Below are 24,807 nucleotides of genomic sequence, written 5' to 3' on the forward strand. Positions count from 1 at the left end.
TTTTGGGGTGCAGATCACAAGTAGTAGGAGGTTGTTTTTTATTATTTTAATGCAGCTTGATCCTCTTCTTGAATTTTTGCTTCACACGCTTTGACTTGTTTTTCAAAAATAGTGAGCCATTGTTTATGCTGCAAATGATAGGTGCAATTATAGGATTTTGGAATAAAGATTTGCTAACAGGAGAGGTCTTTTCTCACATAGTAAGTATGTTTCCTGCATTTATTATAGGATTACTACTTGGATTATTCGGATACCAATTGATGCATAAATATAATATTAATTATCATAAAATCATTTACTGTTTTTTAATCGTTATTGGTAGTATTCTAATCTTACAGAATCTTGTGAAGATATAAGGTGAGATTATGAAACGAATATTAATTATGGGTCTTGTTGTCCTCCTAACCGCTTGTGCTTTGACACCGGAGCAACAGCGAGCTAGAGAGGAGGCTCAAATTCGGCAGCAGCAGGCGCTACAGGTTGCTTTGGCAAAACAGTGTGATGAAGAAACGGCATATTTAATGAAGCGTCAGTTTGATCAGGATATTGGCTTAACAGAAAAAGAGCAGAAAGCATTCAAAGCGGAATATACTAAGCGGGTGAATGATCCAATGTTCCAATCTTGTTATAAATTGGCATTACAAAATTATATGGCTCAGCAACAAATCCGACAGATGGAGATTGAGCGGCAATTTTATTATGATGATTTTCCTCCATACGATTTAGGCCCACGTTGGCCTCACAGATATTGGTATCGCTGGTAGATGAGAAGTTATGAAAGGTAAAGGATAAGCCTTTACCTTTTTTGTCTATTACTAATAATCCACCAAAATATCAGATTCGCTGATGGTATCGCCGTAAACTGGATGTAGTGTTTTTTCGTAAGCGGCTTTAATTTTACCCTCTTTAGTTAGTTTTACGATTTCATCATTTAACCATTTTAATAATTCAGGTTGATTTTTTTGTACTGCCGGAGCGATGAACTCTTGTTCGCCCAAGCTACGCACACCAACGGTATAGCCTGGATTATTTTTTGTCCACGCGAATAATAGTGTGTTGTCGTGTGCTAATGCGTCGCCACGCCCATCTTTTAAGGCATCAAAGGTTTCTGTATTTTGTTCAAATTTCAATAATTTGATATTAGGATAATTTTTTGTGAAGAAGGCATCGGCGGTAGTGCCCTTATTAACTAATAATGTTTTATCAGTTAATTGCTGAATATCTGTGATGACGGAATCTATTTTACCGACTTCTTAAAAATTGTTCTGGAGTGTTCTATTCAATAATATTGCTTTGATCCATAAAAATAATGTGGTCTGAAACTTGACGAGTGAAAGTCATTTCGTGGTAAACAATCTTGCAAGAGATTTCAATATAAGCTTTAGTGATGCGAGATAAAACTCGTATCGGATACACCAGCAGTACTGCACAGATAATGCCGATGATGAGCGAGAAAAGGATACCGGCTCCCGCTAAATAAAGCGTGAGTAAGGTTGCATCAATAAATTTTGGAATTGCATTAACAACGTATTGCCAATCCATTTTCAGAGTCCATTTAAACTAAAACATAAAGGCATTATATAAATTTATTTCTATACGGCTAGATGGCTATTTAGCACTTTTTATTATTTTTTATAACTAAAAGGGATAAAAATATGATGGTAATTGGAAATGTTATAAGAAATCTGCATTTAAAATAATATTGAATAATGTTGATCTTTTTTGAAGAAGGAATAATTAGAATGATAAAAAAAGAAGATGGGAAATACCCATCTTCAAGAGATAAAAGGAATTGTGGAAAAGGGTTATACGATACCTTGTGCTAGCATTGCATCAGCCACTTTGCGGAAACCGGCAATATTGGCGCCGTTTACATAGTTGATGTAGCCGTTTTCACTACCGTTAGCAACGCAGTTTTCGTGGATATTTGCCATAATGTCGAAAAGGCGTTGATCCACTTCTTCACGACTCCAAGATAAACGAATCGCATTTTGGCTCATTTCCAATCCTGATGTTGCCACCCCGCCGGCATTGCTGGCTTTACCCGGTGCATAAAGAATTTTGGCATCGATAAATACGTTTACAGCCCCTAAAGTAGATGGCATATTCGCCCCTTCGGCAACACAGATACAACCATTACTCAATAATGTTTTGGCATCTTCTGTATCCAATTCATTTTGCGTTGCGCAAGGTAGTGCGACATCACAAGGAATTCCCCAAGGTTTTTGGTTGGCAAAATATTCTAAGCCTTGTTCTTTGGCATAAACAGAAATACGTTCGCGACGCACTTCTTTTAATTCAATTAATGCTGCTAATTGAGCTTCTGTCATACCGCTGTCAGCAAATTTAACAAAACCGTTTGAGTCGGAAAGGGTTAAGACTTTCGCACCTAATTGGATCGCTTTTTCAGCTGCATACTGCGCAACATTACCTGAACCGGAAATAAGCACGCGTTTACCTTCAATGCTTTGTCCTTTGGTTTTTAACATACTTTGTGCGAAGTACACCACACCGTAACCGGTGGCTTCCGGACGAATCAAACTACCACCGTAAGGTAAACCTTTTCCGGTTAATACAGAAGCAAATTCATTACGAACACGTTTGTATTGTCCAAATAGATAGCCGATTTCACGTCCGCCAACGCCAATATCACCGGCAGGTACATCAAGATCGGCACCGATGTGACGAGAAAGTTCGGTCATAAATGCTTGGCAGAAACGCATTACTTCCGCATCAGATTTGCCTTTAGGATCAAAATCAGAACCTCCTTTGCCGCCACCCATAGGTAACGTGGTTAAAGCATTTTTGAAGACTTGTTCAAAAGCAAGGAATTTTAAGACACCAAGATCAACAGTCGGATGGAAGCGTAATCCGCCTTTATAAGGACCGATGGCGGAGTTCATTTGAATACGATAACCACGATTTACTTGCACTTGACCTTTGTCATCAACCCAAGATACTCGGAACATTATTACTCGTTCCGGTTCAACGATACGTTCAAGTAAGCCTTGTTGTGCATATTTCGGATGTTTGGCGATAAAAGGTGCTAGACTACCGAAAACCTCTTCAACTGCTTGATGAAATGGTGCTTGGTTCGGATCACGTTGTTTAATTTTTTCGAATAAAAGTGTTAAGTCATTCATATGTTTGCCTTCCTATTTTGTTGTTATGTTTGAATTGTTAGTCAGTGTAGCAAGCAAGGCAAAAAAAAGGCTAGTTTTTTTTAAGAAAAATAAGAAAAGTTAAATGAGATATAAATAAACCGGATATTTTTGAAATATGTTTAATTTTTGAATAAAAGATATAAAAAAACTGCCCCGAAAGGCAGTTTTTTAATCAATAGTTATTAATTACATAGTTTGTGTGAAAGTACGAGTAATAACGTCTTGTTGTTGCTCTTTAGTTAAAGAGTTAAAACGCACTGCATAACCGGAAACGCGAATGGTTAATTGTGGATATTTTTCCGGATTTTCCATTGCATCTAACAACATTTCACGGTTCATTACGTTCACGTTCAAGTGTTGTCCGCCTTCAATGGTCGCTTCGTGGTGGAAATAACCGTCCATTAAGCCTGCTAAATTACGTTTTTGTGCTTCGTAATCTTTACCTAACGCATTTGGTACGATTGAGAAGGTATAAGAGATACCGTCTTTCGCATAAGCGAATGGCAATTTAGCCACAGAAGTTAATGAAGCTACCGCTCCTTTTTGGTCACGACCGTGCATTGGGTTTGCACCTGGTCCGAATGGTGCGCCGGCACGACGACCGTCCGGAGTATTACCGGTTTTCTTACCGTAAACCACGTTGGAAGTAATGGTCAATACAGATTGAGTAGGCACTGCATTGCGGTAAGTTTTAAGTTTTTGAATTTTCTTCATAAAGCGTTCAACCAAGTCGCAAGCAATTTCATCTACACGGCTGTCGTTGTTACCGAATTGTGGATATTCACCTTCAATTTCAAAGTCGATAGCAATATCTTTAGCCACAACATTACCGTCTTTATCTTTGATGTCGCCACGGATAGGTTTAACTTTTGCATATTTGATAGCAGAAAGTGAGTCTGCCGCAACGGATAATCCGGCGATACCGCAAGCCATTGTGCGATAAACATCACGATCGTGTAATGCCATTAATGCAGCTTCATAACTGTATTTATCGTGCATATAGTGGATGATGTTCAAGGCAGTAACATATTGTTTTGCCAACCAATCCATAAAGCTATCCATACGGGTCATAACATCATCGTAGTCAAGATATTCAGTTTTGATTGGCTCTGTTTTCGGACCAACTTGCATACCGTTTTTCTCATCAATACCACCATTGATAGAGTAAAGCATTGTTTTGGCTAGGTTTGCTCTTGCACCGAAGAACTGCATTTGTTTACCAACAACCATTGGACTCACACAGCAAGCAATAGCATAATCATCACTATTGAAATCTGGACGCATTAAATCATCGTTTTCATATTGAACAGAAGAGGTATCAATAGAAACTTTTGCACAGAAACGTTTAAAGTTATCCGGTAATTTTTCAGACCAAAGAATTGTCATATTTGGTTCAGGTGATGGTCCCATAGTGTAAAGAGTATTTAAGAAACGGAATGTATTTTTAGTTACTAAAGTACGTCCATCTAAACCCATACCACCAAGAGATTCTGTTGCCCAAATTGGGTCCCCTGAGAATAATTGATCGTATTCAGGAGTACGTAAGAAACGTACCATACGTAATTTCATAACAAGATGATCGATCAACTCTTGAGCTTGTTCTTCAGTCAAAGTGCCTTCTTTTAAGTCACGCTCAATATAAATATCTAAGAATGAAGAGACACGACCAAATGACATCGCTGCACCGTTTTGTGATTTAACTGCAGCAAGGTAACCGAAGTAAGTCCATTGTACAGCTTCTTTAGCATTTTTTGCCGGTCCGGAAATATCGTAACCATAACTGGCAGCCATTTGTTTGATTTGACCCAATGCGCGATGTTGTTCAGCAATTTCTTCACGTAATTGGATGGTCATTTCAAGATCTTCACCGCTTTCTAAGCGTGGTTGAAGTGAAGAGAATTGTTTATATTTATCAGCCATTAAGAAATCAATACCATAAAGGGCAACACGGCGATAATCTCCGATGATACGTCCACGTCCATAAGCATCTGGTAAGCCGGTTAATACACCTGATTTACGACAACGTAGAATATCTGGTGTGTAGACATCAAATACTCCTTGGTTATGTGTTTTACGGTATTCAGTAAAGATTTTTTTTACTTTAGGATCTAATTCTCGACCATAAACTTTACAAGATCCTTCAACCATTTTGATCCCACCAAAAGGAATAATGGCACGTTTTAAAGGAGCATCAGTTTGTAATCCAACGATCTGTTCTAATTCTTTCTCGATATATCCTGCTGGGTGAGAAATGATTGTTGAAGGAATGTCTGTATCAAAATCAAGAGGTTCGTGAGTGCGGTTTTCCTCTTTAATACCTTCCATAACTTTATTCCAAAGTTTGGTGGTAGCAGCAGTAGCACCAGCTAAGAAAGATTCATCACCTTCATATGGAGTGTAGTTACGTTGAATAAAATCACGTACATTGACGTTTTCTTGCCAATCACCAGCTTGGAAACCTGACCAAGCTAATTGTTGTTGTTCTGTTAATTGAGTCATAATCATTTCCTTAATTGAATAATGAATAAAAATAAATGCTTTAGTGCGCTTTGGCTAAAAAGCGATGGAATAAGCCAATACAAACCGCACCACCAATAATGTTACCTAATGTGACAGGAATTAAATTCTTCACAATAAAATGGTAGAAATCTAAATCGGCAAACTGTGAAGCATCAATTCCCAATTGTTGCCAAAATGAAGCATCACTATAATGTGCTGTCAAAATACCCATTGGAATCATAAACATATTTGCTACACAGTGTTCAAAACCTGAAGCAACGAACATCCCAATCGGTAAAATCATAATTAATGCTTTATCGGTTACCGTCCGTCCGGAATAAGCCATCCAAATGGCGACACAAACCATAATATTACATAAAATACCTAAGCAAAAAGCCTCTAACCAAGAATGGTGAATTTTATGTTGTGCAGTTTTCAGAATAGTTAATCCCCATTGACCTTCCACGGCCATTGTTTGCCCAGCGAACCAGATTAACGCCACAATGATTAAACTGCCTACGAAATTGCCAAAATAAACAACAACCCAGTTGCGTAGCATTTGTACAGCAGTAATTCTACCGGAAGCTTTAGCGGTGGCGGTTAGTGTGGAGGAGGTAAAAAGTTCTGTTCCCAAAATCACTACCATAATGACACCAAGAGAGAAAACCAAACCGCCAACGAGTTTAGCCAATCCCCACGAAGCATTAGTTAATCCGGTTTGTGTTGTTGTATAAAACACAAAGGCAAGTGCAATACAGGCACCGGCGGAAATACCGGAGGCAAAAGAGAGAAAAGGTTTTTTCTGTGCTTTATAAGCGGCAACATCTTCCGCCAGATCTGTCATCTGTGCCGGATTCAGTGCAATAGTTGTCGCATCTTTCATAAACACGATTTCCTTCAAAAAAATTTTATATTTTCAAAAATTTTGCTAATTATAGGAAGTTTTAGTGGGAATAAATAGCAAATTCAGTGTTTAGAAATTACCGTTTTGAGGTATCGTTGATACAGATCAAATTTCAAATTAAGTTATTGAAATATTGTTAAAAAGTTGTTTTAAAACAATGTAAAGAAGTTTTCTTCTCTTTTACAAGCATAACTATAAAAAAGCCTTTATAATAGACGAGTTATTTTAACCTTCATATTATTAGTTATTTTTAAGGAGAAAAGTTATGGCAACAGAAACTATCTTTAGCAAAATTATCCGTAAAGAAATTCCGGCAGATATCGTCTATCAGGATGATTTAGTTACGGCATTCCGCGATATTGCTCCGCAAGCACCGACACATATTTTGATTATTCCGAATAAAATCATCCCAACTGTCAACGATGTAACAGCGGAAGATGAACAAGTTTTAGGGCATCTGTTTGTCATTGCTGCAAAAATTGCAAAAGAACAAGGTATTGATGAGGATGGTTATCGCCTCATTGTGAATTGTAATAAACACGGCGGACAGGAAGTGTTTCATTTACATATGCATTTGGTTGGTGGTAAACAGCTTGGCAAAATGTTGCCGTAAGCAGGAGTTTTGAATGTCTGAATTATTAATTGCTTTCATTTTAGGTTGTGTTGAAGGCTTAACCGAATTTTTACCTGTTTCATCAACTGGACATATGATAATTGCCGGTCATTTTCTTGGCTTTGAAGGGCAAAAAGCGGCAACGTTTGAAGTGATTATTCAATTAGGGTCGATTTTGGCAGTTATTTTTGTGTACTGGTGCAAAATGTTCGGATTGATCGGTATTCATTTCGGTGAGAAAGTGGATCGGAACAAAGCTCACTTAAATTTAATACATATTATTTTAGGGATGATCCCGGCAGTGGTGTTGGGGTTACTATTTCATTCCACGATCAAATCTTGGTTCAATATTCATAATGTTATCGGTGCTTTGGTTGCCGGTGGTATTTTATTGATTTTGGCGGAAAAATTTCGTCCGCAACCGGCATATGCGGAAGAGTTGGATCAAATTACTTACCGTCAGGCATTTGCGATCGGGCTATTCCAGTGTTTGGCATTATTCCCTGGCTTTTCTCGTTCCGGAGCGACTATTTCCGGTGGGTTGTTGATGGGAGTAGGTAAAAAAGCTGCAGCAGAATATTCTTTTATTTTAGCTGTGCCGATGATGATTGGTGCAACCGCATTAGATTTATATAAAAGCCTTCCTTTTCTTTCGTGGGATGATTTACCGTTATTTGTGGTTGGTTTCGTTACCGCATTTGTAGTGGCAATGATTGCTATTCGAACATTCTTGCATTTAATTGGTAAAATCTCATTCGTTTCTTTTGCGATATACCGTTTTATCTTAGCGATTTTATTGGCTTGGATCGTGTTGGCTTAATAAGGGGCAGAGGGTGAAATATAAAAATTTACGTGAATTTATTACATTGCTGGAACAACAGGGGGAGCTTAAACGCATTACGGTTGAAGTTGATCCGTATCTGGAAATGACAGAAATTGCGGATCGTACTTTGCGTAAAGGTGGGCCGGCATTGTTGTTTGAAAATGCGAAAGGATTTGATATGCCTGTGTTATGTAATTTGTTCGGTACGCCGAAACGGGTTGCATTGGGAATGGGGCAAGAAGATGTCAGCACATTGCGGGAAGTGGGCAAGCTGTTGGCATTTTTGAAAGAACCCGAGCCGCCAAAAGGGATAAAAGATCTGTTCAGCAGCATTACACAATTTCGCCCTGTGTTAAATATGCCGACAAAAACGATCAGTAAACCGGAATGTCAGGATGTTGTTTTAAGTGGAGATCAGGTGGATTTATACCGTTTACCGATTATGCACTGTTGGCCGGATGATGTAGCCCCTTTAATTACTTGGGGATTGACAGTTACAAAAGGGCCTTATAAAAAACGGCAAAATATCGGTATTTATCGTCAACAACTGATTGGAAAAAATAAATTAATTATGCGTTGGCTATCGCATCGTGGTGGTGCTTTAGATTTTCAGGAATGGAAAGAAGTCCATCCAGACGAGAAATTCCCAGTTGTTGTAGCGTTGGGCGCTGATCCGGCAACTATTTTAAGTGCAGTAACACCTATTCCGGATACGCTTTCTGAGTACGCCTTTGCAGGCTTGCTTCGTGGTAATAAAACAGAAGTGTCGAAAGCATTAAGCTGTGATTTGGAGATTCCTGCTGGTGCGGAAATTGTGCTGGAGGGATATATTGATCCGAATGAAACTGCATTAGAAGGACCTTATGGCGATCACACCGGTTATTACAATGAGCAGGAACACTTTCCGGTATTTACCGTCACTCATCTAACAATGCGTAAAGACCCGATTTATCATTCGACTTATACTGGTCGTCCACCGGATGAGCCAGCGGTACTGGGGGAGTCATTGAATGAGGTTTTTATTCCTATTTTGCAGAAGCAATTTCCGGAAATTGTTGATTTTTACTTACCACCGGAAGGGTGTTCTTATCGTTTAGCGGTAGTGACGATCAAAAAGCAGTATGCTGGCCACGCTAAACGTGTAATGATGGGAGTTTGGTCATTCTTACGGCAGTTTATGTATACTAAATTTGTAGTGGTTTGTGATGATGATGTTAATGCACGCGATTGGAAAGATGTAATTTGGGCAATTACAACCAGATGCGATCCAGCACGGGATGTTACATTAGTGGAAAATACCCCGATAGATTATCTTGATTTTGCTTCACCAGTAGCGGGGTTAGGCTCCAAAATGGGAATTGATGCAACCAATAAATGGCAGGGAGAAACTCAACGGGAGTGGGGGCGTCCTATTAAAAAAGATCCGAATGTCGTGAAACGAATTGATGAGATTTGGCAACAATTAGGTCTTTAAGAGTAATGTTTTCAGTCTTGAAACAGGCGGTTACGCTAATATTAAATATCGTAAATCGCAATAATAGAAAACGTACTACTCAGAGTAATTGTTTCTGTGGTACTATGCCAGCACTTTTCAAATAAAATTAAGGAGTAAATTTTATGTCACAACTTGAAGCTCTACGCAAAATGACAGTGGTTGTTGCCGATACCGGTGATATTGAAGCAATCAAAAAATACCAACCACAAGATGCAACCACCAATCCATCATTAGTATTAAGTGCCTCCCAACTACCACAATATGCTTCGTTAATTGATGAAGCTGTTGATTATGCAAAAAGTAAAAGTTCGGATAAAGCACAACAATTAATTGATGCAGAAGATAAATTAGCGGTAAATATTGGTTTGGAAATTTTGAAAATCGTCCCAGGACGTATTTCTACTGAAGTGGATGCTCGTTTATCTTACGATACAGAAGCAACTGTAGCAAAAGCACGTAAACTTATTGCACTTTATAATGAAGCAGGAATCAGTAATGATCGAATTTTGATAAAAATTGCGTCTACTTGGCAAGGTATCCGTGCAGCGGAAATTCTAGAAAAAGAAGGGATTAACTGTAATTTAACATTATTATTCTCTGAAGCTCAGGCAAGGGCGTGTGCAGAAGCAGGTGTTTACCTTATTTCGCCGTTTGTTGGTCGTATTTTAGACTGGTATAAAGCGAACAGTGATAAGAAAGCATTTGTGCCGAGTGAAGATCCTGGTGTAATTTCAGTAACAAAAATTTATAACTATTACAAACAGTATGGCTATAAAACCGTAGTAATGGGAGCAAGTTTCCGCAATATCGGAGAAATTACCGAATTGGCAGGTTGCGATCGTTTAACTATTTCGCCGGCGTTATTGAAAGAGTTGCAGGAAAGCGAAGCGGAATTGCCACGTAAATTGGATTATAAGGGTGATGTATTGCCTCGACCAGCCGCGATGACAGAAAGCGAGTTTTACTGGCAACATAATATGGATGCGATGGCAGTTGAGAAGTTGGCGGAAGGTATTCGTAAATTTGCAGCAGATATTGAAAAATTGGAAGCGATGTTGGCAGCAAAACTTTAATTGTCGATGTTTGTTAGGCGGTGAATCACCGCCTTTTTTTTGCTCGTTTTTAGATAAATGAAGATTAAGTTTTTATGTTCTATGCGGATTTAGGCTATAATGCCTCCTTATTTAAACAGCATTAGTAAAAGATAATTGAACAGATGAAAAAATATTACTCACTTTTATCCCTATCTATTATGGCGGCACTTTACAGTCAACAAAGCTTTGCCGATTTAACAGCGCAATGCTTATTAGGCGTGCCTCGTTTTACCGGTGAGGTGGTGAAAACCGATCCTAACCAGTTGCCGGTTTATATTGATGCAGATAGTGCTGAAATTAACCAGCCCCAAAATGCGTTGTATCAAGGGAATGTTCAGGTAGAGCAGGGAAATCGCAAATTGAATGCAAACTCTGTTTTTGTTGAACAGAAAGGTGAGAAAGACAATCCTCAGCGTTATGCTTATATCAATGGTAATTTAAATTATCAAGATAACTTAGTACACGTTTTAGGTGAAAAAGCGAATATTCATCTCAATTCAAAAGATGCTGATATCTATCAATCTGATTATCAGTTTGTTAATCGTCAAGGTAGAGGAACTGCAGAAAAAGCGGAATTAAGGCAAGATTATCGCTTATTGAAAAATGCTACTTTTACTTCTTGCTTACCAAATAATAACTCTTGGAAGTTACGTGCTTCTGAAATGAAACAGCATATTAAAGAGGAGTATGCTGATTTGTGGAATGCTGTTTTTTATGTGAAAGATATTCCAGTCTTCTATTTCCCTTATGTGCAGTTTCCAATCGGTGATCGTCGCCGTAGCGGATTATTAATGCCAGAAATTGGAACATCTGGTAGTGATGGTTATTTTTATGCGCAACCGATCTATCTTAATATTGCACCAAATTATGATATGACTATTACACCGAAATATATGAGTCGCCGTGGATGGCAGATGTTGGGTGAAGCACGTTATCTCAATGTTCTAGGTTCAGGTGTACTGGCAGGTGAGTATATTAAAGATGATCGTTATAAAGATTATAAACTGGATGATCCTCGCTATTTACTTTATTGGCGTAACAGTGGCTCATTGTGGGATAGTTGGCGTTTTAATGTAAATTATACTAAAGTGAGCGATAAACAATATTTTAATGATTTTTCTTCTCCTTATGGTAGCAGTACTGACGGTTATGCAACACAGAGTTTTGCGTTAAGTTATTACAAACCGAACTATAATTTAACCGTTTCAGCAACACAATTTCAAGTGTTTGATACTTTAACTGGTGCAGGCCCATACAGAACTTTGCCGCAGATTGATTTTAACTATTACCGTGATTCTTTATGGAATGATCGTTTAGATTTTTCACTTTTTGCGCAAGCGGTACAATTTAAAAATGACAGTGAAAGAATGCCTTCTGCGTGGCGTTTTCACGCTGAGCCAGCGTTGTCAATGCCATTAGCAAATCGTTATGGTAGCTTGAATTTAGAAACAAAATTATATGCAACTCACTACCGTCAAAAAGAAGGGAATGCTGATAATGCATATAAAATAGAACATTCAGTAAATCGAGTAATTCCTCAATTTAAAGCAGAATTGGCAACTGTATTGGCAAGCGATCAATCTTTATTTGAAGGATATACACAAACACTTGAACCTAAAGTGCAATATTTATACCGACCATATCGTGATCAAAGCAATATTGGAACTGATAAATATCGTTATTTAGGTTTCGGTTATGACTCCGTGTTATTACAGCAAGATTATTTCTCCTTATTCCGTGATCGTCGTTATAGTGGTTTAGACCGCATTGCTTCTGCCAATCAGATTACGGTTGGTGGTACAACACGTTGGTTTGACAAAAATGCGGACGAACGTTTTAACCTTTCACTTGGGCAAATTTTCTATTTAACACCAGCAAAAATTGATAGTGATCCGGAACATCGTACTCAACGTTCTTCCTCTTCTTGGGCACTAGATACTAACTGGAAAATTAGCGATCAATGGAATTGGAAGGGTAGTTATCAATATGATACTTTATTGAAACAGACTTCATTGATGAACACGGCGTTGGAGTATCGTCCATCCGGTGTAAATTTGATTCAGTTCACTTATCGTTATGTTAGCAAAGATTATATTGATCAAAATTTAGTAGGTGCAAACTCTTATGGACAGAGTATTCGTCAGGTTGGAATGGCTGCATCGTGGCAGATAAACGATAACTGGGCAATGGTTGGACACATTTACCAAGATACAGAATTGGATAAACCGGTTGAACAGTACTTAGGTGTAGAATATAGTACTTGTTGCTGGAAAGTAAATGTCGGAGCAAGACGTTATTTAACAGCATCACCTGATGGTAAATATTCGTCGTTAGAGGATACATATTACAATCACTCTTTCGGTGTTAATTTTGAAATTTCCGGACTAGGAAATCGTCACGGTAGCAATGTTAGCAAAATGTTGAAAACCGGTATTCTTCCTTATACCGATCCGTTTAGTTTGAGATAGTTACGGGTTATTCCTCATTTTTATCAATTTAAAGTCGGGCAATGTATTGTTCGGCTTTATTTTTTTAGATAAATAAAAAATTTTGCGAGCTAGATCAAATATCCGATAATCTATCTTTTGACATTCCCTCATCATAGGTCTATATTAACAAACGATTAACATTAGGCATTTTAATAATCAAATGTTACTTCTACGCTACTATTAATAATTAAGGATGGACTATGGCTAATTTCCTAGAAGATTATCAAAAACACGTTGAACAACGTAAAGCAGCTGGTGTTGTTCCTCTTCCTCTTAATGCCGAACAAACTGCACAATTGATCGAATTATTGAAAGCACCGGCAGGGCAGAATACTGAATATTTAATGGATCTTTTTGAAAATCGTATTCCGGCGGGGGTAGATGAAGCGGCATATGTGAAAGCATCATTCTTATCCGCTGTGGTTGCCGGAGATGTCAGTTCTCCATTAATCAGCAAACAGCGTGCAGTCGAATTATTAGGCACAATGCAAGGCGGTTATAACATTGAACCATTAGTTAAAGCATTGGATAATCCAGAGTTAGCACCGTTAGCGGTAAAGGCGCTTTCTCATACATTATTAATGTTTGATAGTTTCCACGATGTAGCGGATCGTGCTAAAGCTGGTAATGAATTTGCGAAACAGGTATTACAATCTTGGGCGAATGCAGAGTGGTTCTTATCTCGTCCTAAATTAGCGGATAAAATTACTGTTACTGTGTTTAAAGTAACTGGTGAAACCAACACTGATGACCTTTCTCCAGCACAAGATGCTTGGTCAAGACCAGATATTCCATTACACGCAAAAGCAATGTTGAAAAATAGTCGTGATGGTATTACTCCGGATAAGGATGGAGAAGTTGGTCCAATTACTCAAATCAATAAGTTAAAAGAAAAAGGTTTCCCACTTGCTTATGTTGGTGATGTAGTTGGAACAGGGTCTTCTCGTAAATCAGCAACTAACTCTGTGCTTTGGTATATGGGTGAGGATATTCCATTTATTCCTAATAAACGTGCTGGTGGTGTCGTATTAGGTGGAAAAATCGCACCAATTTTTTTCAATACGCTGGAAGATGCAGGAGCATTGCCAATTGAAGTAGATGTAACCTCATTAAATATGGGGGATGTTATCGATATTTATCCTTATGAAGGAAAAATTTGTCGACATAACAGCGATGAAGTATTGGCAACGTTCACATTAAAAACACAAGTGTTATTGGATGAAGTACGTGCTGGTGGGCGTATTCCATTAATTATAGGTCGGGGATTAACTCATAAAGCGAGACAGGAATTAGGTCTTGGGGAAAGTGATGTTTTCATTAAACCTCAAGCAGTGGCAACTAGCAATAAAGGCTTTACTCTAGCACAAAAATTAGTTGGCCGTGCTTGCGGTGTGGATGGGGTTCGTCCGGGACAATATTGTGAGCCTCGTATGACTTCTGTCGGTTCTCAAGATACTACTGGCCCTATGACTCGTGATGAATTAAAAGATTTGGCTTGCCTAGGTTTCTCAGCAGATTTGGTAATGCAATCATTCTGCCATACTGCGGCTTATCCGAAACCGGTTGATGTTAACACTCACCATACATTGCCTGATTTCATTATGAATCGTGGTGGGGTTTCACTTCGTCCGGGTGACGGTATTATCCACTCTTGGTTAAACCGTATGTTATTGCCGGATACTGTAGGTACAGGCGGTGACTCACATACTCGTTTCCCAATCGGCATTTCATTTCCAGCCGGTTCAGGTCTTGTTGCATTTGCCGCTGCAACCGGAGTTATGCCGTTAGATATGCCTGAATCCATATTGGTGCGCTTTACTGGCACAATGCAACCGGGAATCACATTACGAGATCTTGTTCACGCCATTCCGTATTATGCAATCCAACAAGGTCTATTAACGGTTGAGAAGAAAGGTAAGAAAAATATCTTCTCTGGTCGTATTTTAGAGATCGAAGGTTTGGAAAACCTCAAAATTGAACAAGCATTTGAGCTTTCAGACGCATCAGCCGAACGTTCTGCGGCAGCTTGTACCATTAAATTGAATAAAGAGCCGATTATTGAATATTTAAATTCAAATATCACTTTATTGAAATGGATGATTGCGGAAGGATATGGGGATGCTCGTACATTAGAACGTCGTATTAAAAATATGCAAGCTTGGTTGGCAGATCCTCAACTATTACAAGCAGATCCAGATGCAGAATATGCAGCGGTGATTGAAATCAATATGGATGAAATTAAAGAGCCAATCCTTTGCGCACCGAATGATCCGGATGATGCTCGTAAACTTTCTGAAGTACAAGGTGATAAAATTGATGAAGTCTTTATCGGATCTTGTATGACCAATATCGGACATTTCCGTGCGGCAGGTAAGCTATTGAATAAATTTGCTGACGTGATCCCAACCCGTTTATGGATTGCTCCACCAACAAAAATGGATGCTGCATTATTAACTGAAGAGGGATATTACAGTATCTTTGGTAAGAGTGGTGCAAGAACAGAAATGCCGGGCTGTTCATTATGTATGGGAAACCAGGCACGTGTTGCTCCGAAATCAACAGTCGTTTCAACTTCTACCCGTAACTTCCCGAACCGTTTAGGTCAAGGTGCAAATGTTTATCTTGCCTCTGCGGAATTGGCGGCGGTTGCAGCATTATTAGGTAAATTACCTACTCCGGAAGAGTACTTAAGCTATGCTGCTGATTTACAGGCAGATAAAGATGATACTTATCGTTATATGAATTTTGATAAGATCAATGCTTATGTGAAGAAAGCGGATGAAGTGATATTCCAAACTGCGGTTTGATTATTTAGGTAAAAATTAAGTTTACTTTTTCTTATTAATCTCCAAACTTTTCCCATCGCGTTTATCGTGATGGGATTTTTTTGTTTTTTCAGCTTGTTAAATCTATTAAAATAGCTTTCAAATTATTTCACAAGTAAGGAAGAATTATGATTATTGTAACAGGCGGGGCAGGTTTCATTGGGAGTAATATTGTGAAAGCTCTCAATGACTTAGGTAGAAAAGATATTTTAGTAGTTGATAATTTAACTGATGGTACTAAATTTGCTAATTTAGCAGATTTGGATATTGCAGATTATTGTGATAAAGAAGATTTTATCGCTTCTATTATTGCCGGCGATGATCTTGGCGAAATTGATGCCGTTTTCCACGAGGGAGCTTGTTCATCTACTACGGAATGGAACGGCAAATATATGATGCAGAATAACTATGAATATTCCAAAGAGTTATTGCATTACTGTTTAGATCGTCGTATTCCTTTCCTTTATGCCTCTTCAGCGGCAACTTATGGTGATCGTTTGGAATTTATTGAAGAACGCCAATATGAACATCCGCTTAATGTTTATGGTTACTCTAAATTTTTGTTCGACCAATATGTGCGTCAGATTTTGCCACAAGCAGAATCGCCGGTTTGCGGTTTCCGCTATTTTAATGTGTATGGGCCGCGTGAAAATCACAAAGGCACAATGGCAAGTGTGGCGTTTCATTTGAATAACCAAATTTTGGATGGCGAAAATCCGAAATTATTTGAAGGCAGCGAACATTTCCGTCGTGATTTTGTTTACGTTGGCGATGTAGCGGCAGTAAATATTTGGTGTTGGCAGCATAAAGTATCTGGCATTTTTAATTGCGGTACCGGTAATGCGGAAAGTTTTGCGGAAGTGGCTAAAGCGGTGATTAAATATCACGGTCAAGGACAAGTTCAAACCATTCCGTTCCCGGAACATTTAAAGAGCCGTTATCAGGAGTATACTCAAGCCGACTTAACCAAATTGCGCGCCGCCGGTTATGATAAACCGTTTAAGACTGTTGCCGAAGGCGTGACGGAATATATGGCGTGGTTGAATAAAAAATAATGGGTAAATATGAGAATTCTTGTAATAGGCCCATCTTGGGTTGGCGATATGATGATGTCGCATAGCTTATACCAATCATTAAAGCAGCAATATTCTGATTGTATCATTGATGTGTTGGCGCCGAATTGGTGCCGCGCATTACTTTCTCGAATGCCGGAAGTGCGTAATGCGATTGCGATGCCGATTGGTCATGGTGAGTTTGATTTAAAACAGCGTTATCAAATTGGGAAATCATTACGTGGGCAGTATGATTTAGCGATTGTGTTGCCTAACTCTTTCAAATCCGCATTAATTCCGTTATTTGCAAAGATTCCAGTTCGTCGCGGCTGGAAAGGGGAGAGTCGCTATTTTGTATTGAATGATCTGCGGAGTAATAAGCAGGATTATCCGCTAATGGTGCAACGTTATGTTACTTTGGCTTATGAACAAGGCGCTATTCCGGCAGCAAAAGATCTTTCTTTCTCTTATCCCTATTTGCAAACAGAGCCTGATCAGGTTGCGGCAACCTTGGCACAGTTCTGCAAAAAATTTGCGATTGATACTGAACGAAAAAAGATTGGCTTTTGTCCCGGTGCAGAATTTGGACCAGCAAAGCGTTGGCCTCATTATCATTATGCCGATTTAGCTAAATTATTGATTAATAAAGGCTATCAAGTATTATTGTTCGGTTCAGCAAAAGATCAGGCTGTCGGCAAGGAAATCTGTCAAAGTTTAACTGAGGAAGAGCGAGCTTTCTGTATTAATATTGCCGGTGAAACATCGTTACCACAGGCAATTGATTTATTGGCAAGCTGTGATGGTGTTGTGAGCAATGATTCAGGGTTAATGCATATTGCTGCCGCTTTAAAACTACCATTGGTTACAGTTTATGGGCCGACCAGTCCGGAATATACGCCACCATTATCTGAACGTGTCAAGGTGATTCGTTTGATTAGTGGCGGATTGATCAAAGTTCGTAAAAGCAAAGATAGCCAAGAGGGCTATCATCAATCTCTTATTGATATTCAACCGCAATTAGTATTAGAAGAGTTAGAAAAATTACTTTAATACTTAGTCTGATAAATAATGGGTAAAGCATTGCGGCTTTGCCCATAAAATCTTAAACCGTAATCCAGATTCGGAGGAAATAAATACAATGTTGTTTCGATATATCGCATTGATTGCGTTACAACTTTTTATATTTATTGCTATCAGATCCATCGATTGGTTTTTCTTTGTTAAACCAACAAAACCACACTATAAACGAGTTTTCTTCTGGTTGAGCTATGTTGCGATCAATGCGTTTATTTTGTTATCTATTGCACGCATTATTCCTGATGGATTTAAATATTCAGCTTATATATTGACCACTTTATGGTATATCACGCTTGTAGCCGTGATGATTTTCCTATTACGCAAAGTATTATTGCTGTTCGCTGTTGAGTTGGCAGCATTCCCGATGATCAGCCGTTGTCTTGCATTAGTATCGTTATCCGCTCTATTTGCGTACAGTATTCATCAGGCGTATACACCGCAAATTGTGCATTATAGCGTCAAAATAGATAAAACAATGCAACCGTTACGCATTGGTGTTGCCAGTGATTTACACTTGGGAAAATTGTTTGGCATCAAACAGTTGGAACAATTACAGCATATTTTTGAACAACAAAAAGTGGACATTATTTTGCTGCCGGGCGATTTAATGGATGATAATTTAAATGCTTATTTCTCGGAAAAAATGGGACCGCATTTTGCTAAACTTTCTGCGCCATTGGGTGTTTATGCGACATTAGGCAATCACGATTTCTTCCAACAACCGCAACAAATTGCCCACGAAGTTCGTAAAGAGGGTGTTTATTTATTAACAGATCAAGCAGTTATTGTCTCAGATAAATTTATTTTAGTGGGGCGTAATGATGAAATGGATCAGCTTCGTCAAACTACAGAAGCTATATTATCTTCTATTCCTACAGAGAAACGACAAAATTTACCGATTTTATTGATGGATCACCGTCCGTTTTCACTATCGGAAAGTGCAAATGCAGGGGCAGATATTCAGGTTTCTGGTCATACGCATAATGGACAAATTTTCCCAGGTAATTTGATTACAAAATGGGTTTATGAATTGAGTTATGGTTATAAACAGATTGAGCAAATGCATACGTTTGTTACATCAGGCTACGGTTTTTGGGGAGTGCCTTTCCGCTTAGGTTCTTAGTCTGAAGTGATGATTATTGATGTTTCAGGAACAAAATAAGATGAAGCGATATGATGTGATTATAATCGGTGCCGGGGCGGCAGGGTTGTTTTGTGCTGCTCAAATCGGTAAAAATGGTAAATCAGTGTTGGTATTGGATAATGGTAAAAAAGTCGGACGCAAAATTTTGATGTCGGGTGGCGGTTACTGCAATTTCACAAATTTAGAAGTGGGAGCACAGCACTATCTATCGCAGAATCCACATTTTGTGAAGTCGGCTTTAGCTCGTTATAGCCAATGGGATTTTATTGCTTTATTGGCAGACTATGGCATTAGCTATCACGAAAAAGAGTTAGGACAGCTTTTTACTGATAACGGAGCAGAGCAGATTGTTTCAATGCTGGTGAAAGAGTGTCAATCAGCAAATGTACAAATTCAATTACAAGTTCAAATTTCTCAAGTAATGCGTCTCACACACGGCTTTGAAGTGAAATATGGGAATGATCTGTTTTTTCAATGTGAAGATTTAGTGATAGCCACTGGTGGTTTATCGATGCCGAAATTGGGAGCAACAGCTTTCGGTTATCAGATAGCAGAACAATTTGGATTGTCTATTATTCCGCCTCGAGCTTCGCTTGTTCCTTTTACCTGGCGTGAGCAAGATAAAGTTTTTGCTGATTTAGCCGGAATCTCTGTGCCGATTAAGGTTACAGCGGAAAATGGGATGAGTTTTAGTAATTCTTTGTTATTTACACATCGAGGAATTTCCGGTCCGGCAATGTTACAAATTTCTAACTATTGGTTACCGAATCAATCTTTATTTATCGATTTTTTACCGAAGATCAGGCTAGATGAATATTTGCAAGCAATGCGTCAGTCTTCATCAAAAATGCAATTAAAAACAGCGTTACAACGGTTATTGCCGAATAAATTGGTTGAATTTTTTATTTCGTATTATCAATTACCAACAAGCATTTTGGCTGATTTAAGCAATCTAAAAATTGCTGAAATTAGCCGACTTTTTCATCAATGGAAATTTATGCCGAATGGGACAGAAGGTTATCGAACAGCTGAAGTAACTTTAGGTGGTGTTGACACTAACCAAATTTCCTCGAAAACAATGGGGGTGAAGCATATAAAAGGGCTTTATTTTATTGGTGAGGTGTTGGATGTTACCGGTTGGCTTGGTGGTTATAATTTCCAATGGGCATGGAGTTCCGCTTATGTTTGTGCAAGTGCAATTATTGGTGAATAAATAAAGGCTGACAAAGCAGCCTTTATTCATATATTTTATATTAATATTTAGAACCGAGTATTTTTCCTGTTGCTTCCGATGCTTTCTGACTCGCTTCCATTTTCGCTCTAGAAACAGCAGATTCTTTTGCAGATTTTCCGATATCCTCTAAGTTTGTTTTTAATTCGGCACATCCTGCTAATGACATTGATGCAATAATCATTGTTGTGATAAACAGTTTATTTAGTTTCATAAAAAAATCCTCTTAAAAAATAATACAGTTCAAGTTTAAGACAAATTAATGAATTAAACCAATATAGTTTATATTTAAACTAATATGGTTTACAAGAATTTTTTTTAATAGGTGATAATTCTTTCTATGAAAATACCTAGTGAAAAAGAGAAATTCAGTGAACGATTAAAACTAGCTATTTCAGTGAAATATCCTAACTTATTGAAAAATAGTGAAATAGCAACAAAATTTAATCTTCGTCATCCTAATGAACCTATTACGCAACAAGCCGTTTATAAGTGGTTAAACGGCTTGGCTATCCCTGCTTTTGATAAAATTAATACATTATCAGAATGGTTAAATGTTAAACCGGAATGGTTAAGATATGGTGTTTTGGAAAATGAGCAAGTTGACATTATAGATGAAACGTTGATAGGGCTTATTTCTACACTTTCGGATAATCAAAAGCGAGCAATATTGCAGTTGATATTATCTTTTCAAGATAAATAGTTTAAAGAAATCAACGCTCACTAAAGCTACGAAGTTCACCAAAAGCAGCAAGGAAAAGCCCTAATGGCGGACGGGTAGAGTTTTGTTGCTGATATTTCGCATTAAATTTTTTGTAATTTCCGTATTTATCAATCTGATATTGCACGCCGTCACTGTCGATAATAACTACCCAACGATTATTGGCACTGAGCGTCCAATTATCCGGTGAGTGATTGATGGCAAACAGATTATTGCCAAGGGCGAAATCTGCGACCGGATTAGATACAAGGAAAATATGTTTAAGCAGCGTTGGTACAATATCCAAAGTGCTGCTCAAATCAGAACGCTGTGCAGTGCCGGATGTTGGCATATGAACCAAAAGCGGCACTTGGATATTATCTGCTGAAAAATCTGACAAATCATTCTGATGCGCTTCACTAAAGCCACTATCGGCAGTCACGATAATGATAGTGTCGTCAAATTGTTGCTGTTGTTTTAACAGATTAATCAAATCAGAAAACTGCTGATCAATTTCAATTAATCTTTCGGCATATTGATAAGGAGATACCGTATCGGAACCCTCCGCTCTGGTAGTGTTTATAGGATTGTTTGTTGCGGTTAAGCTGACATCAATAAAACTGAACCAAGCTTGTTGAGCCTGTTTTTGATACCATTGTTGCCATTGTTGGAAGGCAGTTTTGTTGTTTTCCGCTACAGATTGCTCTTTTTTATTAAACAACACGGAAAAGAGCGGTTGATTATTCTCTTTTGTGGTATTAGCGTGAATTCGGTATTCTAAGTTTCGTAGGTGATGTAACAGCACCGGTTCAGTTTTACTGAATAAAATACTGTCAAGGTAATTTCCCGGAAGCCCATAAAATAAACCGACCAACCCTTCTTGAGATAAATTACTACTGCTGTAATTGTTTTGAAAATCTATCGATTGTTGGGCAAATTGATAAATTGCCGGTGTCGTTGTCGCTGAAATGGCGCTACGTTTCAGCCCGGAAATATTGATAAGCAGAATATTCGGTTGTTGCTGTGATTGAGGATAATTCAATTCGTGTTTTGGATAGTCGAGATAACGAGCATCCGCACGTCCGCTGTTTGTAAGTTGTTGCTGATAACTCTCTGCATCTAAAATGCCGTTTTTTTCTAAGAATTTTCGCGCTGTCATCGGATAAGAGAGCGGTAGATTGGAACGTTGTGCTGTAATTGGGCGATAGAATGTGGCATCTGCCCATACATAAATTAAATGCGTGGCGATAAATGCCAACAGAAATGTATAGGAAACCGGTTTAATCCATTTTTGCCGTTCCAGACTGCGTAATTTTTGCCACGACCAACGAGAAAACAGCATTTGCAACAGGAGAATAATCGGCATCGGCGCAAAGAAGAGCTGCCAATCGCGAGCCAATTCGCCATTTTCTGGATTAATCATTAAATCCCATACCATCGAAGTGAGGTGAATATAAAAGCGTTTATAAATCTCACTGTCTAACAATAGCACCGTCGTGCAAAGTGTTGCCAAAATAACGGTTATCCCACGAAACGTGCGATAGTTTTTGATAACAAAACTGAGTGGAAAAATGATTAATAAATAGATCGCAAAAACAATAAAACTGAAATGCCCGATAATACTGATAAAAAAGTAAATTTTACCAAGCAATGTATCCGGCCAGTCGGAATTAAAGGCGTAACGGGCACCGATAATGAAAGAAATAATAATGTTAAAAAAGGCAAACCAATGACCCCACGAGATTTTTCGTGATAACTCTTCGCGATCTTGCCGTGTGTAATTTAGTTTTAACATTATGCCGGACGAATTAATTAATGCTTTTTATTGGGTGTTTTTAATGAATTTAATAGTGCTTGAGAAAAGGCTTCCGCTAGTTCAATACGCTTATTTTCCTGCACACTGCTTAATAAAAGATTACTGACCATATCCCCCAATACGATTAAAGAGAGATCAACCGGTGCTTGGTGTTTTTCTAACGTGCCGATCATTTCGTTCATCAGCGCTTCAATCTGTTTATTAGAATATTTTGAATGTGTAGCCATAGTATTGAAATAGACAAAAAACGTGGCGGTTATGATAACAGATTTTTTCAGAAAATCGGCTAAAAATGATGAGTAAAATCACCTATAATGGCGATTATTTATATTGTATGAGTGAAGAATAACATTATGAGTATAAATGTTGAACAAATTATTTTGCACCAATTATTTCGTAAACCAACAGCAGAAAGCGAAGCAATAGAGATAGACACCAGATTGCGTCAGCAGCCGTTGCCGGATAATGAGTTAGTGCGGCAGTTGATGCTGGAGCTTCATCAACATTATCAATCAAAAAACAAGACTTATGCCGTGTTTACCGATGCATCCGTTTTTGCACAATTATTAAATCGCTATTTAGAAAGTGAGATCGATTTTTTAACATTCAGTCAGCAAGCGGCGCAGCAATTGGCGCAAGAAATCAGTAAATATACGTTTGCTACCGGTGGAAATTTTGTTATCAGTCAATATAACTTTTTAGCAACGGAATATCTCTTTTTAGGATTGGTGGATAGTCGCAGCAGTTTGTTGGTGGATGATGAGTTGAATGTACACGATACACAATATTTGGATCTCAGCAAATGCGATATTATTGCTCGAGTCAATTTAACGGAATTAAAAATGGATGCTCAATCCAACCGTTATTTAACCTTTCTAAAAGGGCGTGTCGGGCGCAAAGTCAGTGATTTCTTTATGGATTTCTTGGGTGCGGAAGAGGGATTAAATCCAAAAGTGCAAAATCAGCTATTGGTACAGGCGGTACAGGATTATTGCCATCAAGAGCAGATTGAACCAAAGTTAGCGCAAGAGGTCAAACAGCAGGCATTAACTTATTGTAAAGCCCAAGCACAGCGGGGAGAAGACATTGATGTAACCGAGCTTTCTGCCGAAATGGGGATGTTAAACGGACAATCATTTGCCGAGTTTGCTCAAAATGAGGAGTATGCCCTTGAGGAGAATATTCCGCCACTAACAGCAACATTAAAAAAATTGGAGAAGTTTTCCGGCGCAGGACGCGGCGTCACGTTAACCTTTAATGCCGAATTATTGGGGCAACGTGTGATTTGGGATGAAGTGAATGATACCTTGACAATCAAAGGTGTGCCTGCCAATTTGAAAGATCAGTTACAGCGGAATAAATATTAAATTGGCATTTAGGCTAAGTTTCGGTATTATCAGAACGAGTTAACGATTATTAAGAAGGCTAACTACTATGAAATTAAAGATTGTTTTACTATCATCACTTTTTGCATTGGGGATTACAGCCTGTTCTACACCGTTAGAAAAATTGGTGTATCGTATTGATGTACCTCAAGGTAATTATATTGATGCTGCGTTGGTGCAGAAATTGCAGAAAGGGATGACTGAAGAACAAGTACAGTATTTGTTGGGAACCCCATTATTGGTTGATCCATTTAATCGTGCAAATTGGATTTATGTGCAACGTATTCAAAAAGGGTATGAAACGCCTGTTGAAAAGAAATTGATAGTTCACTTTAATCCTCAGCGGACGGTAGAAAGTTTTAATTATTCACCGGATTTGCAACCAGTTGAGGTGGAAAAGGTAGAAGTGGGGCAATCACAAACAGGAGCAGAAACATCAGAAAAATCTTGGTGGCAATTTTGGAAATAAATTTTGTATAAAAATAAAAAGGCATAG

At 38.3% G+C, this 24,807-nt stretch carries 21 protein-coding genes and 1 pseudogene; 14 read left to right on the forward strand and 8 right to left on the reverse strand.

Features of this window, described 5'->3' with window-relative positions:
• Nucleotides 1–365 precede the first annotated feature (365 nt).
• Complete coding sequence (locus tag P375_RS10480; RefSeq protein WP_052119432.1) at nucleotides 366–764, forward strand: hypothetical protein; 399 nt, start codon at nucleotides 366–368, stop codon at nucleotides 762–764.
• Nucleotides 765–815: 51 nt separating this feature from the next.
• Here the strand turns inward: P375_RS10480 and P375_RS10485 are convergent.
• The 5 genes and pseudogenes from P375_RS10485 to focA form a co-directional block, all read right to left on the reverse strand.
• A pseudogene (locus P375_RS10485) lies at nucleotides 816–1,250 on the reverse strand (ABC transporter substrate-binding protein); the annotation flags it as partial.
• 25 nt (nucleotides 1,251–1,275) lie between these two features.
• Nucleotides 1,276–1,542, reverse strand: a complete 267-nt coding sequence (locus P375_RS10490) for a hypothetical protein (RefSeq protein WP_039136823.1) — start codon at nucleotides 1,540–1,542, stop codon at nucleotides 1,276–1,278.
• A gap of 263 nt (nucleotides 1,543–1,805) precedes the next feature.
• Nucleotides 1,806–3,143 (reverse strand): NADP-specific glutamate dehydrogenase, encoded by a 1,338-nt coding sequence (gdhA, locus tag P375_RS10495; protein WP_039136825.1) that lies wholly within the window; start codon nucleotides 3,141–3,143, stop codon nucleotides 1,806–1,808.
• A gap of 207 nt (nucleotides 3,144–3,350) precedes the next feature.
• Entirely contained in the window at nucleotides 3,351–5,663 is a 2,313-nt protein-coding gene (pflB, locus tag P375_RS10500) for a formate C-acetyltransferase (protein WP_039136827.1), read from the reverse strand.
• Between the two features lie 40 nt (nucleotides 5,664–5,703).
• Nucleotides 5,704–6,546: a formate transporter FocA gene (focA, locus tag P375_RS10505; protein WP_039136829.1), complete on the reverse strand. Its 843-nt coding sequence runs from the start codon at nucleotides 6,544–6,546 to the stop codon at nucleotides 5,704–5,706.
• A 286-nt stretch (nucleotides 6,547–6,832) separates the two neighbouring features.
• Here focA and hinT point away from each other — a divergent pair, with 286 nt between their 5' ends.
• The 10 genes from hinT (at nucleotide 6,833) to P375_RS10555 (ending at nucleotide 20,392) form a co-directional block, all read left to right on the forward strand.
• The gene (gene hinT / locus P375_RS10510) at nucleotides 6,833–7,180 is read left to right on the forward strand and encodes a purine nucleoside phosphoramidase (protein WP_039136831.1); all 348 of its coding nucleotides are present in this window, start codon (nucleotides 6,833–6,835) and stop codon (nucleotides 7,178–7,180) included.
• Between the two features lie 13 nt (nucleotides 7,181–7,193).
• Nucleotides 7,194–8,000: an undecaprenyl-diphosphate phosphatase gene (gene bacA / locus P375_RS10515; protein ID WP_039136833.1), complete on the forward strand. Its 807-nt coding sequence runs from the start codon at nucleotides 7,194–7,196 to the stop codon at nucleotides 7,998–8,000.
• Nucleotides 8,001–8,013: 13 nt separating this feature from the next.
• Nucleotides 8,014–9,477, forward strand: a complete 1,464-nt coding sequence (gene ubiD / locus P375_RS10520; protein WP_039136835.1) for a 4-hydroxy-3-polyprenylbenzoate decarboxylase — start codon at nucleotides 8,014–8,016, stop codon at nucleotides 9,475–9,477.
• Nucleotides 9,478–9,620: 143 nt separating this feature from the next.
• A complete protein-coding gene (gene tal, locus P375_RS10525) occupies nucleotides 9,621–10,571 on the forward strand; it encodes a transaldolase (protein WP_039136836.1) in 951 nt (316 codons plus the stop codon).
• A 143-nt stretch (nucleotides 10,572–10,714) separates the two neighbouring features.
• The gene (gene lptD, locus P375_RS10530; protein ID WP_039136838.1) at nucleotides 10,715–13,060 is read left to right on the forward strand and encodes an LPS assembly protein LptD; all 2,346 of its coding nucleotides are present in this window, start codon (nucleotides 10,715–10,717) and stop codon (nucleotides 13,058–13,060) included.
• A 221-nt stretch (nucleotides 13,061–13,281) separates the two neighbouring features.
• Complete coding sequence (acnB, locus tag P375_RS10535; RefSeq protein WP_039136840.1) at nucleotides 13,282–15,888, forward strand: bifunctional aconitate hydratase 2/2-methylisocitrate dehydratase; 2,607 nt, start codon at nucleotides 13,282–13,284, stop codon at nucleotides 15,886–15,888.
• A gap of 146 nt (nucleotides 15,889–16,034) precedes the next feature.
• Nucleotides 16,035–16,961: an ADP-glyceromanno-heptose 6-epimerase gene (rfaD, locus tag P375_RS10540; protein WP_039136841.1), complete on the forward strand. Its 927-nt coding sequence runs from the start codon at nucleotides 16,035–16,037 to the stop codon at nucleotides 16,959–16,961.
• Nucleotides 16,962–16,970: 9 nt separating this feature from the next.
• Nucleotides 16,971–18,008: a lipopolysaccharide heptosyltransferase II gene (gene waaF / locus P375_RS10545; protein WP_039136843.1), complete on the forward strand. Its 1,038-nt coding sequence runs from the start codon at nucleotides 16,971–16,973 to the stop codon at nucleotides 18,006–18,008.
• Between the two features lie 88 nt (nucleotides 18,009–18,096).
• Entirely contained in the window at nucleotides 18,097–19,158 is a 1,062-nt protein-coding gene (locus P375_RS10550) for a metallophosphoesterase (protein ID WP_052121830.1), read from the forward strand.
• Between the two features lie 40 nt (nucleotides 19,159–19,198).
• On the forward strand, nucleotides 19,199–20,392 hold the full coding sequence (locus P375_RS10555; protein ID WP_039136845.1) for an NAD(P)/FAD-dependent oxidoreductase: 1,194 nt from the start codon (nucleotides 19,199–19,201) through the stop codon (nucleotides 20,390–20,392).
• 40 nt (nucleotides 20,393–20,432) lie between these two features.
• On the opposite strand, the gene P375_RS10560 is transcribed toward P375_RS10555, so the two are convergent.
• Nucleotides 20,433–20,624, reverse strand: a complete 192-nt coding sequence (locus P375_RS10560; RefSeq protein WP_039136847.1) for a hypothetical protein — start codon at nucleotides 20,622–20,624, stop codon at nucleotides 20,433–20,435.
• A 126-nt stretch (nucleotides 20,625–20,750) separates the two neighbouring features.
• Here P375_RS10560 and P375_RS10565 point away from each other — a divergent pair, with 126 nt between their 5' ends.
• On the forward strand, nucleotides 20,751–21,113 hold the full coding sequence (locus tag P375_RS10565) for a helix-turn-helix domain-containing protein (protein WP_039136849.1): 363 nt from the start codon (nucleotides 20,751–20,753) through the stop codon (nucleotides 21,111–21,113).
• 10 nt (nucleotides 21,114–21,123) lie between these two features.
• Here P375_RS10565 and P375_RS10570 read toward each other — a convergent pair whose 3' ends face one another.
• Together P375_RS10570 and P375_RS10575 are read right to left on the reverse strand one after the other, a co-directional pair.
• Complete coding sequence (locus P375_RS10570) at nucleotides 21,124–22,905, reverse strand: DUF3413 domain-containing protein (protein ID WP_039136851.1); 1,782 nt, start codon at nucleotides 22,903–22,905, stop codon at nucleotides 21,124–21,126.
• Between the two features lie 17 nt (nucleotides 22,906–22,922).
• Complete coding sequence (locus tag P375_RS10575) at nucleotides 22,923–23,153, reverse strand: YejL family protein (RefSeq protein ID WP_018346297.1); 231 nt, start codon at nucleotides 23,151–23,153, stop codon at nucleotides 22,923–22,925.
• A gap of 126 nt (nucleotides 23,154–23,279) precedes the next feature.
• Between P375_RS10575 and yejK the strand changes: the two genes are divergently transcribed.
• Together yejK and P375_RS10585 are read left to right on the forward strand one after the other, a co-directional pair.
• Nucleotides 23,280–24,293 carry a nucleoid-associated protein YejK gene (gene yejK / locus P375_RS10580; RefSeq protein ID WP_039136853.1) on the forward strand — a complete coding sequence of 338 codons (1,014 nt, stop codon included), beginning with the start codon at nucleotides 23,280–23,282 and terminating at the stop codon, nucleotides 24,291–24,293.
• Between the two features lie 67 nt (nucleotides 24,294–24,360).
• Nucleotides 24,361–24,780 (forward strand): outer membrane protein assembly factor BamE, encoded by a 420-nt coding sequence (locus P375_RS10585; protein ID WP_039136855.1) that lies wholly within the window; start codon nucleotides 24,361–24,363, stop codon nucleotides 24,778–24,780.
• Nucleotides 24,781–24,807: the final 27 nt, after the last annotated feature.

The organism is Gallibacterium genomosp. 2 (genome assembly GCF_000771895.1).
Taxonomy (GTDB): domain Bacteria; phylum Pseudomonadota; class Gammaproteobacteria; order Enterobacterales; family Pasteurellaceae; genus Gallibacterium.

Coding starts and splice junctions, on each gene's coding strand:
- focA (WP_039136829.1), bottom strand. CDS start 6,546: ATGAAAGATGCGACAACTATTGCACTGAATCCGGCACAGATGACAGAT.
- P375_RS10480 (WP_052119432.1), top strand. CDS start 366: ATGAAACGAATATTAATTATGGGTCTTGTTGTCCTCCTAACCGCTTGT.
- pflB (WP_039136827.1), bottom strand. CDS start 5,663: ATGACTCAATTAACAGAACAACAACAATTAGCTTGGTCAGGTTTCCAA.
- P375_RS10575 (WP_018346297.1), bottom strand. CDS start 23,153: ATGGCTACACATTCAAAATATTCTAATAAACAGATTGAAGCGCTGATG.
- P375_RS10560 (WP_039136847.1), bottom strand. CDS start 20,624: ATGAAACTAAATAAACTGTTTATCACAACAATGATTATTGCATCAATG.
- waaF (WP_039136843.1), top strand. CDS start 16,971: ATGAGAATTCTTGTAATAGGCCCATCTTGGGTTGGCGATATGATGATG.
- tal (WP_039136836.1), top strand. CDS start 9,621: ATGTCACAACTTGAAGCTCTACGCAAAATGACAGTGGTTGTTGCCGAT.
- P375_RS10565 (WP_039136849.1), top strand. CDS start 20,751: ATGAAAATACCTAGTGAAAAAGAGAAATTCAGTGAACGATTAAAACTA.
- lptD (WP_039136838.1), top strand. CDS start 10,715: ATGAAAAAATATTACTCACTTTTATCCCTATCTATTATGGCGGCACTT.
- P375_RS10550 (WP_052121830.1), top strand. CDS start 18,097: ATGTTGTTTCGATATATCGCATTGATTGCGTTACAACTTTTTATATTT.
- P375_RS10585 (WP_039136855.1), top strand. CDS start 24,361: ATGAAATTAAAGATTGTTTTACTATCATCACTTTTTGCATTGGGGATT.
- rfaD (WP_039136841.1), top strand. CDS start 16,035: ATGATTATTGTAACAGGCGGGGCAGGTTTCATTGGGAGTAATATTGTG.
- hinT (WP_039136831.1), top strand. CDS start 6,833: ATGGCAACAGAAACTATCTTTAGCAAAATTATCCGTAAAGAAATTCCG.
- gdhA (WP_039136825.1), bottom strand. CDS start 3,143: ATGAATGACTTAACACTTTTATTCGAAAAAATTAAACAACGTGATCCG.
- P375_RS10490 (WP_039136823.1), bottom strand. CDS start 1,542: ATGGATTGGCAATACGTTGTTAATGCAATTCCAAAATTTATTGATGCA.
- P375_RS10570 (WP_039136851.1), bottom strand. CDS start 22,905: ATGTTAAAACTAAATTACACACGGCAAGATCGCGAAGAGTTATCACGA.
- P375_RS10555 (WP_039136845.1), top strand. CDS start 19,199: ATGAAGCGATATGATGTGATTATAATCGGTGCCGGGGCGGCAGGGTTG.
- yejK (WP_039136853.1), top strand. CDS start 23,280: ATGAGTATAAATGTTGAACAAATTATTTTGCACCAATTATTTCGTAAA.
- acnB (WP_039136840.1), top strand. CDS start 13,282: ATGGCTAATTTCCTAGAAGATTATCAAAAACACGTTGAACAACGTAAA.
- bacA (WP_039136833.1), top strand. CDS start 7,194: ATGTCTGAATTATTAATTGCTTTCATTTTAGGTTGTGTTGAAGGCTTA.